This is a genomic window from Rhizobium sp. RU20A (assembly GCF_900155885.1).
In the GTDB taxonomy this organism is placed as follows: Bacteria; Pseudomonadota; Alphaproteobacteria; order Rhizobiales; family Rhizobiaceae; genus RU20A.
Window position 1 is genome coordinate 357,589 of sequence record NZ_FTMB01000001.1, and the last position, 12,804, is coordinate 370,392.

At 62.8% G+C, this 12,804-nt stretch carries 16 protein-coding genes; 10 read left to right on the forward strand and 6 right to left on the reverse strand.

Annotated features, from left to right (window positions below; translation table 11 throughout):
- Positions 1 to 15: 15 nt before the first annotated feature.
- Positions 16 to 1,191, reverse strand: coding sequence for an FAD-dependent monooxygenase (locus F3H41_RS01770; RefSeq protein ID WP_149736864.1), 1,176 nt, complete (start codon positions 1,189 to 1,191; stop codon positions 16 to 18).
- A 28-nt stretch (positions 1,192 to 1,219) separates the two neighbouring features.
- On the reverse strand, positions 1,220 to 1,462 hold the full coding sequence (locus F3H41_RS01775; RefSeq protein WP_149736865.1) for a zinc-finger domain-containing protein: 243 nt from the start codon (positions 1,460 to 1,462) through the stop codon (positions 1,220 to 1,222).
- A gap of 231 nt (positions 1,463 to 1,693) precedes the next feature.
- Here F3H41_RS01775 and F3H41_RS01780 point away from each other — a divergent pair, with 231 nt between their 5' ends.
- The 9 genes from F3H41_RS01780 (at position 1,694) to F3H41_RS01815 (ending at position 8,898) form a co-directional block, all read left to right on the forward strand.
- Positions 1,694 to 2,479, forward strand: a complete 786-nt coding sequence (locus tag F3H41_RS01780; RefSeq protein WP_149736866.1) for an alpha/beta hydrolase — start codon at positions 1,694 to 1,696, stop codon at positions 2,477 to 2,479.
- A gap of 143 nt (positions 2,480 to 2,622) precedes the next feature.
- Positions 2,623 to 3,450, forward strand: a complete 828-nt coding sequence (gene cysE / locus F3H41_RS01785; RefSeq protein WP_149736867.1) for a serine O-acetyltransferase — start codon at positions 2,623 to 2,625, stop codon at positions 3,448 to 3,450.
- 96 nt (positions 3,451 to 3,546) lie between these two features.
- Entirely contained in the window at positions 3,547 to 3,750 is a 204-nt protein-coding gene (locus tag F3H41_RS01790) for a DUF3126 family protein (protein ID WP_149736868.1), read from the forward strand.
- A 245-nt stretch (positions 3,751 to 3,995) separates the two neighbouring features.
- Complete coding sequence (locus F3H41_RS01795; RefSeq protein ID WP_149736869.1) at positions 3,996 to 4,349, forward strand: phasin family protein; 354 nt, start codon at positions 3,996 to 3,998, stop codon at positions 4,347 to 4,349.
- Positions 4,350 to 4,535: 186 nt separating this feature from the next.
- Positions 4,536 to 4,670, forward strand: a complete 135-nt coding sequence (locus tag F3H41_RS21675) for a hypothetical protein (RefSeq protein ID WP_280177025.1) — start codon at positions 4,536 to 4,538, stop codon at positions 4,668 to 4,670.
- A gap of 6 nt (positions 4,671 to 4,676) precedes the next feature.
- Positions 4,677 to 5,033, forward strand: coding sequence for an ATP-dependent Clp protease adapter ClpS (clpS, locus tag F3H41_RS01800; protein WP_149736870.1), 357 nt, complete (start codon positions 4,677 to 4,679; stop codon positions 5,031 to 5,033).
- A gap of 9 nt (positions 5,034 to 5,042) precedes the next feature.
- Positions 5,043 to 7,529, forward strand: coding sequence for an ATP-dependent Clp protease ATP-binding subunit ClpA (gene clpA, locus F3H41_RS01805; RefSeq protein ID WP_149736871.1), 2,487 nt, complete (start codon positions 5,043 to 5,045; stop codon positions 7,527 to 7,529).
- 245 nt (positions 7,530 to 7,774) lie between these two features.
- A complete protein-coding gene (locus F3H41_RS01810) occupies positions 7,775 to 8,551 on the forward strand; it encodes an AzlC family ABC transporter permease (RefSeq protein WP_149736872.1) in 777 nt (258 codons plus the stop codon).
- Positions 8,548 to 8,898, forward strand: coding sequence for an AzlD domain-containing protein (locus tag F3H41_RS01815; RefSeq protein WP_149736873.1), 351 nt, complete (start codon positions 8,548 to 8,550; stop codon positions 8,896 to 8,898). Before F3H41_RS01810 ends, F3H41_RS01815 begins: the two co-directional genes overlap by 4 nt.
- Before the next feature lie 25 nt (positions 8,899 to 8,923).
- On the opposite strand, the gene F3H41_RS01820 is transcribed toward F3H41_RS01815, so the two are convergent.
- From F3H41_RS01820 to F3H41_RS01835, 4 genes are read right to left on the reverse strand one after another with little or no spacing between them, the layout of a single operon-like run.
- Positions 8,924 to 9,349, reverse strand: coding sequence for an HIT family protein (locus F3H41_RS01820; protein WP_188129313.1), 426 nt, complete (start codon positions 9,347 to 9,349; stop codon positions 8,924 to 8,926).
- 18 nt (positions 9,350 to 9,367) lie between these two features.
- Complete coding sequence (locus F3H41_RS01825) at positions 9,368 to 10,510, reverse strand: GNAT family N-acetyltransferase (protein WP_244616113.1); 1,143 nt, start codon at positions 10,508 to 10,510, stop codon at positions 9,368 to 9,370.
- 44 nt (positions 10,511 to 10,554) lie between these two features.
- Positions 10,555 to 11,280 carry a glycerophosphodiester phosphodiesterase gene (locus tag F3H41_RS01830; protein ID WP_149736875.1) on the reverse strand — a complete coding sequence of 242 codons (726 nt, stop codon included), beginning with the start codon at positions 11,278 to 11,280 and terminating at the stop codon, positions 10,555 to 10,557.
- Positions 11,281 to 11,287: 7 nt separating this feature from the next.
- Positions 11,288 to 11,755 (reverse strand): RidA family protein, encoded by a 468-nt coding sequence (locus F3H41_RS01835; RefSeq protein ID WP_149736876.1) that lies wholly within the window; start codon positions 11,753 to 11,755, stop codon positions 11,288 to 11,290.
- Between the two features lie 153 nt (positions 11,756 to 11,908).
- Here F3H41_RS01835 and F3H41_RS01840 point away from each other — a divergent pair, with 153 nt between their 5' ends.
- On the forward strand, positions 11,909 to 12,736 hold the full coding sequence (locus F3H41_RS01840; protein ID WP_149736877.1) for a cell envelope integrity EipB family protein: 828 nt from the start codon (positions 11,909 to 11,911) through the stop codon (positions 12,734 to 12,736).
- Positions 12,737 to 12,804: the final 68 nt, after the last annotated feature.

Genomic DNA, 12,804 nt, shown 5'->3' on the forward strand with positions numbered 1-12,804 from the left:
CCTCCCGACGTCTGCCTAAAGACCGGGCGCCCGGTATCCATAGAGCCAGTCGAGCCCGGCGGCGAGCCGGGCAGGCGGAGTGAGGCCGAAGACGATGTCGCGGGCGAATCGCACCGGACCGCGGGCGTGGTAGGCAAAGCTGTTGAAGGCGCCCCGGTCGCGCACCCGGGCAACGCGGACCCGCCTCGCGGTCTCGAAGCCGCTGAGGCGATCCGTCAGCGTGCCGCTGTCGCTCGCCACCGCTTCTGCCAGTTCCCAGGCATCCTCGATGGCCATGGCCGCGCCCTGCGCCGCAAAGGGCGTCATGGCATGGGCGGCGTCACCGATCAGCACGCGGCGCTCGCCGTCAAACCATCGTCCTTCGCTGACACCGTAGAGCGGCCAGCACAGGAGCGAACCTTGTCCCTCGGCGGCAATCCAGCCGGCAATATCGGGGTGCCAGCGGGAAAAGGCGCGGATCAGGGTCGAGCGCATCGCCGCATCGGCCGCGCTATCCCAGCGTGACGGGGCGGAGAGGCCCGACACGATCGCAACGAGATTGACCGCGCCGGCTTCCCTCAGCGGATAGGCAACGAGATGGGCGCCGGGGCCGACAAAGGCACTCACCCGTTCCTCGTGGATCCACCTCGGTGCCGCCGTCATCGGAACCGTGATGCGGAAGGCGACAGAACCGCTGAAGGCGGCCCTGCCGGCGCCCGCGATCTCACCGCGCAGACCGGACCAGACGCCATCCGCGCCGATCACGAGGTCGGCATTCGGAGCAAGATCTTTCGAGGGAAGGGCAGGGTCGATCGTTGTGCCGAGATGAAGCGTGACGCCGCTCTGCCTGCCGACGGCGTCGGCCAGCGCGCCCTGGAGCGTGGCGCGGTGCAGCGTTCCGTAGGGCGCGCCCCAGCGCCGTTCGGCCGCTGCGCCACAGGCAATTTCGGTGAGGGTGCGAAGGCTCTTGCCATCGACGAGCGCCACGGCGCGCGGTTCGAGCCAGACAGACCGAAGCGCCGGCAGCACATCAAGAGCATCGAGGATGCGGCTGGCATTCGGCGAGAGTTGCAAGCCGGCGCCGACTTCGCGCAGGGCTTCGGCCCGCTCGTGGAGATCGACGGCAATGCCCTTGCGCGCCAGCGCCAGCGCGGCCGTCAGCCCCGCAATGCCGGCGCCGATGATGGCGACCTGCTGCGGACGGCGCGTCATGGCATGTCTTTTCGTGTGGGAAGCAGAATCAGGCTGCGACGTGATAGGTGCAGCCGGCCGGAACCGTATCCTCGATCTTCAGCGCCGGATTGTAGCGATAGAGCGTCGAGCAGTAGGAACAGACCTTCTCGTTGTCGTCGCCCATGTCGATGAAGATATGCGGATGATCGAAGGGGGAGGAGGCGCCCGTGCACATGAATTCCTTGGCGCCGATCTCGATCACCGCGTGACCGCCATCGTTCTGAAAGTGGGGAATACCGTGCCCAGCCATGCTCATTCTCCGTCGTCCGGCCGCGATCGATGCGGCCCATCTCGATTTGCGCCGCACCATAGTGGGCTTTCAACGGCTTGTGTAGCATCAAAGATGCCGCAGACCCGCCTTTTCCCGTCGGCGCTCGCATGTCGGCTCACCCATCGGCGGGAAAATCGATTTCACTCTTTTTCCTTTCGCCGCGAAGGCCTATGACAACGGCCTTCCTTCGAAAAACCGGAGACATGCCGCATGGACCTGAAGACGCCGCGCTTTGAGAGATTTGAGCACGATGGCCTCGACATCGCCTTCTTCGATGAGGGCGATCCCTCCGGCGAGCCGATCCTCCTCGTCCACGGCTTTGCCTCCAGCGCCATCGTCAACTGGGTCAATCCGGGCTGGCTGAAGACGCTGGGTGATGCCGGCTATCGCGTCATCGCCCTTGATAATCGCGGTCACGGCCAGAGCGCTCGCCCGCATGATCCAGAAGCCTATCGCCCGAAGGTCATGGCCGGGGACGTCGTGGCTCTCGCCGATCACCTCGGAATCGGGCGTTTTCACCTGATGGGCTATTCCATGGGCGCGCGCATCTCCGCTTTCCTGACGCTCGGCCATCCCGATCGCCCCGCCACGCTCATCCTCGGCGGCCTAGGCATCGGCATGGTCGAGGGCGTCGGCGACTGGGATCCGATCGCGGACGCGCTCCTCGCGCCCTCGCTCGACGATGTCACCCACCCGCGTGGCCGCATGTTCCGCGCCTTCGCCGACCAGACCCGCAGCGACCGCACCGCGCTCGCCGCCTGCATTGCCACATCGCGCGATCTTGTGAGCGAGACTGAGGCCGCGCGCATCACCACGCCGACGCTGATCGGGGTCGGAACAACCGACGATATCGCGGGATCGCCGCAGGCATTGGCCGCCCTTATGCCGAATGCAACGGCGCTCGATATCCCCGGTCGCGACCACATGCTGGCCGTCGGTGACCGTGTGTTCAAGGCCGCCGTGCTCGCCTTCCTCGCCGATCACCCCAGCGGTTGATTTTGGCGGAGGGGCCTCTGGTAGAAGGCTTGTGCCGGCCCATTTATGTCAAGGTCGATTTGTCCTATGATCGTGCCGTTCCGTGGTACAGGCGTGCGCGCCCCGCCTCGGCAGCAGTCGGAAACTAGAGAAGGAGTGCGACCATGGTCGCCATCAGCGACATCCGCCTCAGCGAAACCGTGAAGGCCATGGACCCGATCTGGGACAGCATGCGCGATGAAGCCTGCGCGGCCGCCGATCACGACCCGCTTCTGTCGGCGTTTCTCTATTCGACCGTCATCAACCAGCGCTCGCTGGAAGAAAGCGTCATTCACCGCATCTGCGAGCGCCTCGACCACCGCGATCTCGATGCCAGCCTGCTGCGCCAGGCCTTCGTCGAAATGCTGGATGACTGGCCGGAATGGAGCACGATCCTGCGTGTCGATATCCAGGCCTTCTATGATCGCGACCCCGCATGCACGCGGTTCATCGAGCCTGTTCTCTATTTCAAGGGCTTCCACGCCATCCAGACGCATCGCCTTGCCCATTGGCTGCTCGGCAAGGGCCGCCGCGACTTTGCGCTCTATCTCCAGAGTCGCGCCTCGAGCGTCTTCCAGACGGACATCAATCCGGCCGCCCGTATCGGCCGCGGCATCTTCCTCGATCACGCGACCGGGCTGGTCGTGGGCGAGACGGCCGCGATCGGCGATAATGTCTCGATCCTGCATGGCGTGACGCTTGGCGGCACCGGGAAAGAAGGAGCCGACCGTCACCCAAAGATCGACAATGGCGTGCTGATAGGTGCCGGCGCGAAGATTCTCGGCAATATCCACATCGGCCATTGCTCGCGCATTGCCGCTGGCTCCGTCGTGCTGAAGCCGGTGCCGCCGAAGACCACGGTTGCGGGTGTTCCGGCGCGGGTCGTCGGTGAGGCCGGATGCTCCGAACCCTCCCGCTCCATGGACCAGATCCTGGCCGGCAGTGATATCTGAGGACGTGCCCGCTACGGCCTTCCCCACGGGGTTTACAGCCCGACATGCGCCGTGCGACAAGCGGCGCCGACTGACGAAAACCCACGGAGAAGACCGTTGAAGCCTGAGGAAATCCGCAAGCTCGAAGCCTATTTCAAGCGCAATATCAACCCGAAGATCACCATCAAGGCGCGTCCGAAGAAGGACGAATCGGCCGAGGTTTATCTCGAGGATGAGTTCCTGGGCGTCATCTTCCGCGACGACGAAGACGGCGAACTCTCCTACAATTTCTCGATGGCGATCCTCGATATCGATCTGTGAGTTTTCTTTTCTGATAATCCTAAAATGACGAGGCCCGGGTTGAGAGATCAGCCCGGGCCTTTGTCAATTTTGGGAGTGATTTTGACGTGAACGTTAAAGTCTGACGTGCGAAGCGCAGAAATTTTATTGCAAGGTCATCAGCATGTTATGCTTTGGCGCTATTCGGATATTGCGCTGCACATTGACAAGATTGTGCGCTGCACCTAAGTCTTTGTCATCGGTTTTACCAGAACGGGAGTGATGCAATGTTCAATTTCGAAGATGCCAACAAGCAGGGCAAGGAAGCTTTCGACCTCATGCTGAAGAGCTATGCGTCGATGACGAAGGGCTTCCAGGCAATCGCCTCCGAAACCGCTGAGTTCACCAAGAAGTCCTTCGACGAGAACGTTGCTCACCTCGACAAGCTGTCGAAGGTCAAGAGCATGGAAGCCGTTTTCGAACTTCAGACGAATTATGCCAAGTCGGCCTATGAGGCCTACGTTGCCGAAGCCCAGAAGATCGGCGAAATGTATGCCGACCTCGCCAAGGGCGCGTACAAGCCCTACGAAGCGCCGGTTGCCAAGGCAACGGCTGCTGCCAAGGCCGCTGTTGCTGCCTGATGCGCCGGACGCCCTCGGCGTCGTGTGACAGTATTTTTTTGAGTTTGCCGCTTCGGCGGTGTGTGCCGGTCGCGTTTCGTGGCCGGCATTTTGCTTTCTGGCTTGCGGTCGTTTCGGCGTGCCCTGCCGGATCAACGCGGCTTTCGAGGCGGTCAGGTCCGCTCAAGAATGGCAGGTGATCCTGTCATGAAATCGGTAAATTTCGTTGCAGTGCGGGCAAACGGCCTTAAAATTGCGACGAAAGAACCTAACTTAGGCTTAACGCGACGCAAGGGCGACGATCTCGACGGGGAGCCGGTGGCGCGCTTGGTAAGGGAATGACGGGCAATGAAGGCCAATCCGGTTCGGATGCAGGACGACGGGGAAAACGGCAATGGGCAGACGCCCGGTCGCGGCACCTCGGTCATTACGCGCACCAAACCCAAAACCCGCAAGCCAAGCCTTTACCGGGTCCTGCTGCTCAATGACGACTACACGCCGATGGATTTCGTCATCCATATCCTCGAACGCTTCTTCCAGAAGGACCGCGAGGCGGCGACACGAATCATGCTGCATGTCCACCACCACGGTGTCGGCGAATGCGGCGTGTTCACCTACGAGATTGCCGAAACCAAAGTGACACAGGTGATGGATTTCGCCCGGCAGCACCAACATCCGCTGCAGTGCGTCATGGAAAAGAAATGAGGAACGATCGTGCCGACATTTTCGCCAAGCCTTGAAAAAGCACTGCACCAGGCGCTCACCTTCGCCAATGAGCGCCATCATGAATATGCAACGCTCGAACATCTGCTGCTCGCCCTGATTGAAGACAGTGATGCAGCCGCCGTCATGGGCGCATGCAACGTCAATCTTGACGTACTGCGCAAGACGGTTGCCGATTACGTGGACAACGAGCTTGCCAATCTCGTCACCGGCTATGATGAGGATTCCAAGCCGACCGCGGGCTTCCAGCGCGTCATCCAGCGCGCCGTCATCCATGTGCAGTCTTCGGGCCGCGAGGAAGTGACCGGCGCCAACGTTCTGGTCGCCATCTTCGCCGAGCGCGAAAGCCATGCGGCCTATTTCCTGCAGGAGCAGGAGATGACCCGTTACGACGCTGTCAATTTCATCTCCCATGGTATCGGCAAGCGCCCCGGCGCCTCCGAGAACAGGCCCGTGCGCGGCGCCGACGAGCAGGACGCTGAACCCAAGGGCCAGCGCGAGCAGGATGAGGCAGGCGGCGCCAAGAAGCAGCAGGATGCGCTCACAGCCTATTGCGTCAACCTCAACGAGAAGGCCAAGACGGGCAAGATCGACCCGCTGATCGGTCGCCACGCCGAAGTCAGCCGCACGATCCAAGTTCTGTGCCGCCGCTCGAAGAACAACCCGCTGTATGTCGGCGACCCCGGCGTCGGCAAGACGGCGATTGCCGAGGGCCTCGCCAAGCGGATCATCGAGAAGAAGGTGCCGGAAGCCCTGCAGGATGCGACGATCTTCTCGCTCGACATGGGCACTCTGCTGGCCGGCACGCGCTACCGCGGCGATTTCGAGGAGCGCCTGAAGCAGGTGGTCAAGGAACTCGAGGAATATCCGGGCGCCGTGCTCTTCATAGACGAGATCCACACCGTCATCGGTGCGGGCGCGACGTCGGGCGGTGCCATGGACGCTTCGAACCTCCTGAAGCCGGCCCTGTCCTCCGGTGCCATCCGCTGCATCGGCTCGACCACTTACAAGGAATACCGTCAGTTCTTCGAAAAGGACCGGGCGCTGGTCCGCCGTTTCCAGAAGATCGACGTCAACGAGCCCTCCATCGACGATGCCATCGAGATCATGAAGGGTCTGAAGCCCTATTTCGAGGACTATCACAAGCTGAAATACTCCAACGAGGCGATCAAGTCGGCCGTGGAGCTTTCTGCGCGCTATATCTCCGACCGCAAGCTGCCGGACAAGGCGATCGACGTGATCGACGAGACCGGTGCGGCCCAGATGCTGCTGCCGGCCGGCAAGCGTCGCAAGCTGATCACCGAAAAGGAGATCGAGGCGACGATCGCCACCATGGCACGCATTCCGCCAAAGACTGTCTCCAAGGATGACGAGCAGGTGCTCGCCAACCTCGAGAAGGAGCTGCGCTCGGTCGTCTACGGCCAGGACCTCGCCATCGAAGCCCTGTCCTCGGCGATCAAGCTTGCCCGTGCGGGCCTGCGCGAGCCCAACAAGCCGATCGGCTGCTACGTCTTCTCTGGCCCAACGGGCGTCGGCAAGACGGAAGTTGCCAAGCAACTCGCAAGCTCACTCGGCGTCGAGCTGTTGCGCTTCGACATGTCGGAATACATGGAGCGCCACACGGTGTCGCGTCTGCTTGGTGCCCCTCCCGGCTATGTCGGCTTCGATCAGGGCGGCCTGTTGACGGACGGGATCGACCAGCATCCGCACAGCGTGTTGCTGCTCGATGAAATCGAAAAGGCCCATCCGGACCTCTTCAACATCCTGCTGCAGGTCATGGATCATGGCCAGCTGACGGACCACAACGGCAAGAAGATCGACTTCCGCAACGTCATCCTGATCATGACAACCAATGCGGGCGCGGCCGACATGCAGAAGGCCGCCATCGGCTTCGGCTCGTCGAAGCGCGAAGGCGAGGACGTCGAGGCGCTGAACCGCCTCTTCACGCCGGAATTCCGCAACCGGCTGGATGCGGTGATCCCCTTCGGCTCGCTGCCGACGCCGGTCATCCATCAGGTCGTGCAGAAGTTCGTCATGCAGCTCGAATCACAGCTCGCCGAACGCAACGTCACCTTCGACCTCGCGCCGGAGGCGATCGCCTGGCTGGCGGAAAAGGGGTACGACGAGAAGATGGGTGCCCGCCCGCTGTCGCGTGTCATCCAGGAAAACATCAAGAAGCCGCTCGCCGAGGAAATCCTCTTCGGCAAGCTGAAGAAGGGCGGCGTCGTCCGCGTCACCATCGGCGAGAAGCCGGACGGCAAGCAGGGCCTCCTGCTGGAATCGGTGTCCGAAACGGCACCGATCAAGCCGAAGCCGGAAATCCAGCGGCCGGCCCGCAAGACGGCCAAGCCCAAGGCCGAACCGGAACTGGTGGCGGCCGAAGCAAAGGCCCGCGGCAAGAAGCCGGCCGATGAGGCAAAGCCCGAAGAGCCCGCCCGCAAGGGCAGTACGGTTCCGAAGGTGCCGCGCAAGAAGTAAGGCCACTGAAAGTGGTGCACAGGGATGCCGGGCCTCGTGCCCGGCATTTTTGTGCGCGGCGAGGCCGCTCAGCCTGTGGCGACCGTGCTGGTCATTCATCTGTGAAATAATGAATATTGCGGCGCACTTTTCCTTCCGCGCCGCGCGGCGGCAGTGCTACAGTCTATGAAAGAGCGGCGCCCGGCCCGGCACATCGAAGTCCATGGCCTGTCCTTGCGGCGCCCGCCAAAGGCGAGACGACCCCCATGACAACACAGACATCGGATGGCTCGGCGGCCTACTGGTTTGTCCGCGGTGCCGCCGGCCTGTTCAGCCTGCCTGGCGTCATTCTCATGTTGTCCTTCGTCGGATTCGCCGCCTTCTGCGTCGAAACCGGCATGCCGCGCGACCAGGTGGTCTTCATGGTCGGCATCGTCTGGGCCCTCCCGGCCAAGATGATCCTCGTCAGCTCGATCGCGAGCGGTGCCAATATCGCCGCTGCCTTCCTCGCCGTGACGCTCTCCTCCATCCGGATGATGCCAATGGTGGCGGCGCTGGTGCCTGAAATCCGTGGACAAAGGACGCGCACGGCAAGCCTTCTTGCGCTTTCCCATACCGTGGCCATCACGGCTTGGGTCTACGCCATGCAGCGCGTGCCGGAGGTGCCGCGTGATCGGCGCGTCGTCTTCTGCGCCGGTCTCGGCATCACGCTGGTCGTCGCCAACATGGTGCTCGTCGGCATCGTCTACAATCTCGTCGTCACCTTTCCGCCGATCCTGGCGGGCTGCCTGTTCTTCCTGACGCCCGTCTACTTCCTGGCCTCCATCTGGGCATCGGCCCGCCAGCGCGTCATCCATGTCGCCCTTGTCGTCGGCCTCATCGTCGGTCCGATCGCCACCATTCTCGCGCCCGAGCTCGACATCCTCATCGCCGGCCTCGTTGGCGGCACCCTGGCCTGGGCGATCGAGCGTGCCATGCGTCAGCGCTCCATGCGCGCATCCGCAACGCCGGATGCGGGCAAGGGCGGGGAGGGCGCACCATGAGCTGGAACTGGGCCGATAACTGGTGGGGCTTCGTCTTCATCGCCATCGCCGGCTGGCTGGCGACGGACATCTGGCGCTGGCTCGGCGTCCTTGCCGGCAATCGTCTCGATGAGAGTTCCGAAGCCCTGAACTGGGTGCGCGCCGTCGCCACCGCCCTCGTTGCCGCCGTCATTGCCAAGCTAGTGGTTTTTCCGACCGGCACGCTCGAACAGTCACCCGTCTGGCTGCGCATCGGCGCCATTGCCGTTGGCGCCGCCGCCTTCTTCATCTCCGGCAGCCGCCCGCCCGTCGGCATCGCAACCGCTATTGCAACGCTGGCCCTTGGCCTGTGGTGGCTGGGATTTTGATCCCAGCCCTTTGACTGATCGACCCTTACAGCGCCCGCCGCACCTTTTCGGCATTCGCGGCCAGCACCGCATTGTCCTCCATCTTTCCGCTGTGGGGCCGCAGGCCGACGCCGTCCTTTCGGGGAATGACGTGGAAGTGGAGGTGGAAGACCGACTGGCCGGCCGGCGCCTCGTTGAACTGCATGATGGTGATGCCGTCGGCGTTGAAGGCCTCCTGGGCCGCCACCGAGAGCTTGCGCACCGCGGCGATCAGCGGCGCGAGTGTCGAATCGCTGGCATCGAGGATGTTGCGCGACGCCGTCTTGGGGATGACAAGCAGGTGGCCCTCGGCCTGGGGCATCACATCCATGAAGGCGAGCACATCGTCCGTCTCGTAGACCTTGTGGCACGGGATTTCGCCGCGCAGGATCTTCGCGAAAATATTGCCGTCGTCGTAGCCTTGCAGTGCCATGGTTGCTTCGTCCTCTTGTCAGTCGTCTTGGCGTTCGCCGCGCCGGAAGGGTCCGTGTTCGGCGAGCATGTCGGAGACCGCCTCCACCTCGCGCCGTTCCCGCTCCAGATAATCGGCAACGGCATGGCGAAGGCCCGGATGGGCAATGTGGTGCGCGGAGTGGGTGGTGACGGGCATATAGCCGCGGGCAAGCTTGTGCTCGCCCTGCGCACCCGCTTCGACGCGCTTCAGCTTGCGCGCGATCGCAAAATCGATGGCCTGGTGGTAGCAGACCTCGAAATGCAGGAAGGGGTGATCCTCAAGGCAACCCCAGTGCCGGCCATAGAGCGCATCGGCGCCGATGAAATTGATGGCGCCGGCGATGTAGCGTCCATCCCGCTTCGCCATCACGAGCAGGATGTCGTTCGCCATGCGCTCTCCGATCAGCGAATAGAACGACCGCGTCAGATAGGGCCGGCCCCATTTGCGGCTGCCCGTATCCATGTAGAAGGCGTAGAACTGATCCCAGATATCCTCGGTCAGGTCACTGCCCGTCAGCCAGTCGATGGTGATGCCGTTCGCCAGCGCATCACGCCGCTCGCGCTTCAGGCCCTTGCGCTTGCGTGAGGCGAGGGTGGCGAGGAAGTCGTCATGGCAGCCATAGCCGTCATTCGTGAAATGGAACTGCTGGTCCGTGCGATGCAGATAATCGGCGGCCCCGAAGGCTGCCATTTCGGCCTCGGGTACGAAGGTCACATGCGCTGATGAGACCTTGAGCCGCGAGGCCAGTGTCTTCAATCCCTCGGCAAGGGCAATGCGGATCATCTCGGCGTCGGAGCCCTCGGGCGCCTGGGCGAGAAGGCGCGGCCCGGTTGCCGGTGTAAAGGGCACGCAGGATTGCAGCTTCGGATAATAGCGTCCGCCGGCCCGCTGGAAGGCATCGGCCCAGGCATGGTCGAAAACATATTCGCCCTGGCTGTGGGACTTGAGGTAGCAGGGCAGGGCGCCGATCAACTGTCCCTCGCCGTTTCTCAGCAACAGGTGCTGGCCAAGCCAGCCCGTGTCGGCATCGGCCGAACCGGACTCTTCCAGAGCCGAGAGAAAAGCGTGGGAGATGAACGGATTGTAGCCCGGCGTCCGCGAGCAGGCGCCGGTCAGCGCCTGCCAGTCTGCCTCGCGAATATCCGCAAAGCGCGTTTCCACATGCAGCGTCAGATCGCCTTCTGTCACGCGGCGGCTATCTCCATAGGGTCGAACCCTTCGAACGTCATCTGGTCGGCATGGAGATAGGTATGGCGCAGTGCCTTTTCATCCCTCACGGTCCAGGTGATGATGGTCCGGCCGAGCGTTTTTTCCTTGGCGATGAAGCTGTTGGGCAGGTCGCCGTAGAAGTAGGAAATGAAATCGAGGCCGAGCTGCATTGCCTCCTCATGCACGAAGAAGGTCTCGGGGCTCGAACCTTCCGCCGTAAGACCGAGCGGGTAGGGCGCGCCAAGCGCCTTCAGGTCCTTCAGCAGCCAGTGGTCGAAGCTCATCAGGGCGACATGGCCCTTGTAGCCCTCGAGTTCCTCAAGGACCGATTCGGCAAAGCCTTCGTCGTCGCCTTCCCGCCCCTTGAGTTCGATGACGAGCGGCACCTTACCGTCCACCGCCTTCAGAAGCTGGCGCAGCGTCGGGACTTTGTCGGACGTGCCGCCGATGGCGAGCAGGCCGAGTTCGCCGGCGGTCCGGGCCCGCACATCGCCGCGAATGCCGCACAGCCGCTGCAGGTCGTCGTCATGGAAGACGACCGGCACGCTGTCGGCGGTGTAGTGCAGGTCGCATTCGATCGCGAACCCCTTCTCGACGGCGCGCCGCGCCGCCGACAGCGTGTTTTCCCACACCGTCCTGTTCATGTCGTGGTAGCCCCGATGGGCGATCGGCTGAGCCTTCAGCCAGGACAGATCCTGCATGGCAGCCTCAGGCGATTTCGATGACGGCGTCGATTTCGACGGCGGCATTGAAGGGAAGCGAGGCCATGCCGACCGCCGCGCGCGCATGCTTGCCGGCGTCGCCAAGCACCTTGGCGATGAGGTTCGACGCGCCGTTGATAACGAGGTGCTGCTCAATGAAGGCGGGGTCGGATGCGACGAAGCCGTTCAGCTTCACGACGCGGCGGATGCGCGACAGATCCCCACCCAGCGCCGCCTTGGCCTGCGAGAGAATGTTGATGGCGCACAGTTCCGCCGCGCGCTGGCCCTCGGCCACGCTGACATTGCGACCAAGGTGGCCGGTAACCGCGATCTTGCCATCTTCCATGGGCAATTGACCGGAGATGGTGAGCAGCGATCCGCTGATGACCCACGGAACATAATTGGCAGCAGGCGCCGCTGCGACGGGCAACGTGATACCGAGTTCAACAAGAAGAGCATCGATAACAGCGGACATGGATAGCCTCCGGGACGGTGTCGTTGTTGTCATTTCAATCGGAATCCGGCATGCAAGCGTTTCGACGGTTGCGCCGGCAGGCGGATCGGCTTCCATCCGGAAGCCCGGTCAGGTTCTTAGCGCATCCCTTGCCAAGACGACAGGAGGAAACCGATGTCGCGGACATCGTTCATCACCGCCGGTGCCCTTGCCCTTCTCGGCGCCGCCATGGGCCCGGCCGCTGCTTCCGCGCAAGGGGCAGGTCTTCTGGCGCCGCATCGCGCCGTGTACGACCTCGAACTCAAGGATGCTTCGGATCGTTCCGGGATATCCGGCATTTATGGCCGCATGGTCTACGAGTTCAATGGGTCGGCCTGCGAGGGCTATACCGTTTCCTTCCGCTTCGTCACCAAGGTGCAGAGCGAGGATGACAGTCGTTTGACCGACATCCAGACGACCACCTACGAGGATCTGAAGAATGGCAATTTCCGCTTCCTGACGCGCTCCTTCACCAACGAACAGCTCGACAAGGAAGTGCGAGGCCTGGCGCATGACGATAGCAAGGGCATGCGCGTCGAGCTGACAGCGCCGTCCAAGCGGGAGGTTGATCTCGCGTCCGGCCGTTTCCCGACGGAGCACATGATCGATGTGCTCGATCACGCCCGGCGCGGCGATGCCTTCTTCGAATCGCGGATTTTCGACGGCTCCGATTCGGGCGATAAAACGCTGTTGACGACGACCGCTATCGGCAAGCGCACGGCACCCAAGCCCGACGAGAGGGATGCCGACAAGGCAGGCGCCTTTGCGACCGCCGAATACTGGCCCGTGACCATCGCCTACTACAATGACGAGACCGTGGGAGACGGCCTCCCGATCTACCGCATGTCCTTCAAGCTCTACGATAACGGCATCATCCGTGACCTGACGATGGATTACGGCGATTTCGCCCTGTCGGGACGACTGGCCGAACTCGAAGTCTTCAAGCATCCGGACTGCAAATAGGCCAAATATGGCTCGCCCTCTTGCTTTTGGGCCGCTTATCCTTTAGGGGCCACGCCATTCCACACGTA

Excerpts from the sequence above, each read along its gene's own strand:
- F3H41_RS01770 (WP_149736864.1), bottom strand. The coding sequence starts at position 1,191 with ATGACGCGCCGTCCGCAGCAGGTCGCCATCATCGGCGCCGGCATTGCG.
- F3H41_RS01775 (WP_149736865.1), bottom strand. The coding sequence starts at position 1,462 with ATGGCTGGGCACGGTATTCCCCACTTTCAGAACGATGGCGGTCACGCG.
- F3H41_RS01780 (WP_149736866.1), top strand. The coding sequence starts at position 1,694 with ATGGACCTGAAGACGCCGCGCTTTGAGAGATTTGAGCACGATGGCCTC.
- cysE (WP_149736867.1), top strand. The coding sequence starts at position 2,623 with ATGGTCGCCATCAGCGACATCCGCCTCAGCGAAACCGTGAAGGCCATG.
- F3H41_RS01795 (WP_149736869.1), top strand. The coding sequence starts at position 3,996 with ATGTTCAATTTCGAAGATGCCAACAAGCAGGGCAAGGAAGCTTTCGAC.
- F3H41_RS21675 (WP_280177025.1), top strand. The coding sequence starts at position 4,536 with ATGAAATCGGTAAATTTCGTTGCAGTGCGGGCAAACGGCCTTAAAATT.
- clpS (WP_149736870.1), top strand. The coding sequence starts at position 4,677 with ATGAAGGCCAATCCGGTTCGGATGCAGGACGACGGGGAAAACGGCAAT.
- F3H41_RS01810 (WP_149736872.1), top strand. The coding sequence starts at position 7,775 with ATGACAACACAGACATCGGATGGCTCGGCGGCCTACTGGTTTGTCCGC.
- F3H41_RS01815 (WP_149736873.1), top strand. The coding sequence starts at position 8,548 with ATGAGCTGGAACTGGGCCGATAACTGGTGGGGCTTCGTCTTCATCGCC.
- F3H41_RS01820 (WP_188129313.1), bottom strand. The coding sequence starts at position 9,349 with ATGGCACTGCAAGGCTACGACGACGGCAATATTTTCGCGAAGATCCTG.
- F3H41_RS01830 (WP_149736875.1), bottom strand. The coding sequence starts at position 11,280 with ATGCAGGATCTGTCCTGGCTGAAGGCTCAGCCGATCGCCCATCGGGGC.
- F3H41_RS01835 (WP_149736876.1), bottom strand. The coding sequence starts at position 11,755 with ATGTCCGCTGTTATCGATGCTCTTCTTGTTGAACTCGGTATCACGTTG.
- F3H41_RS01840 (WP_149736877.1), top strand. The coding sequence starts at position 11,909 with ATGTCGCGGACATCGTTCATCACCGCCGGTGCCCTTGCCCTTCTCGGC.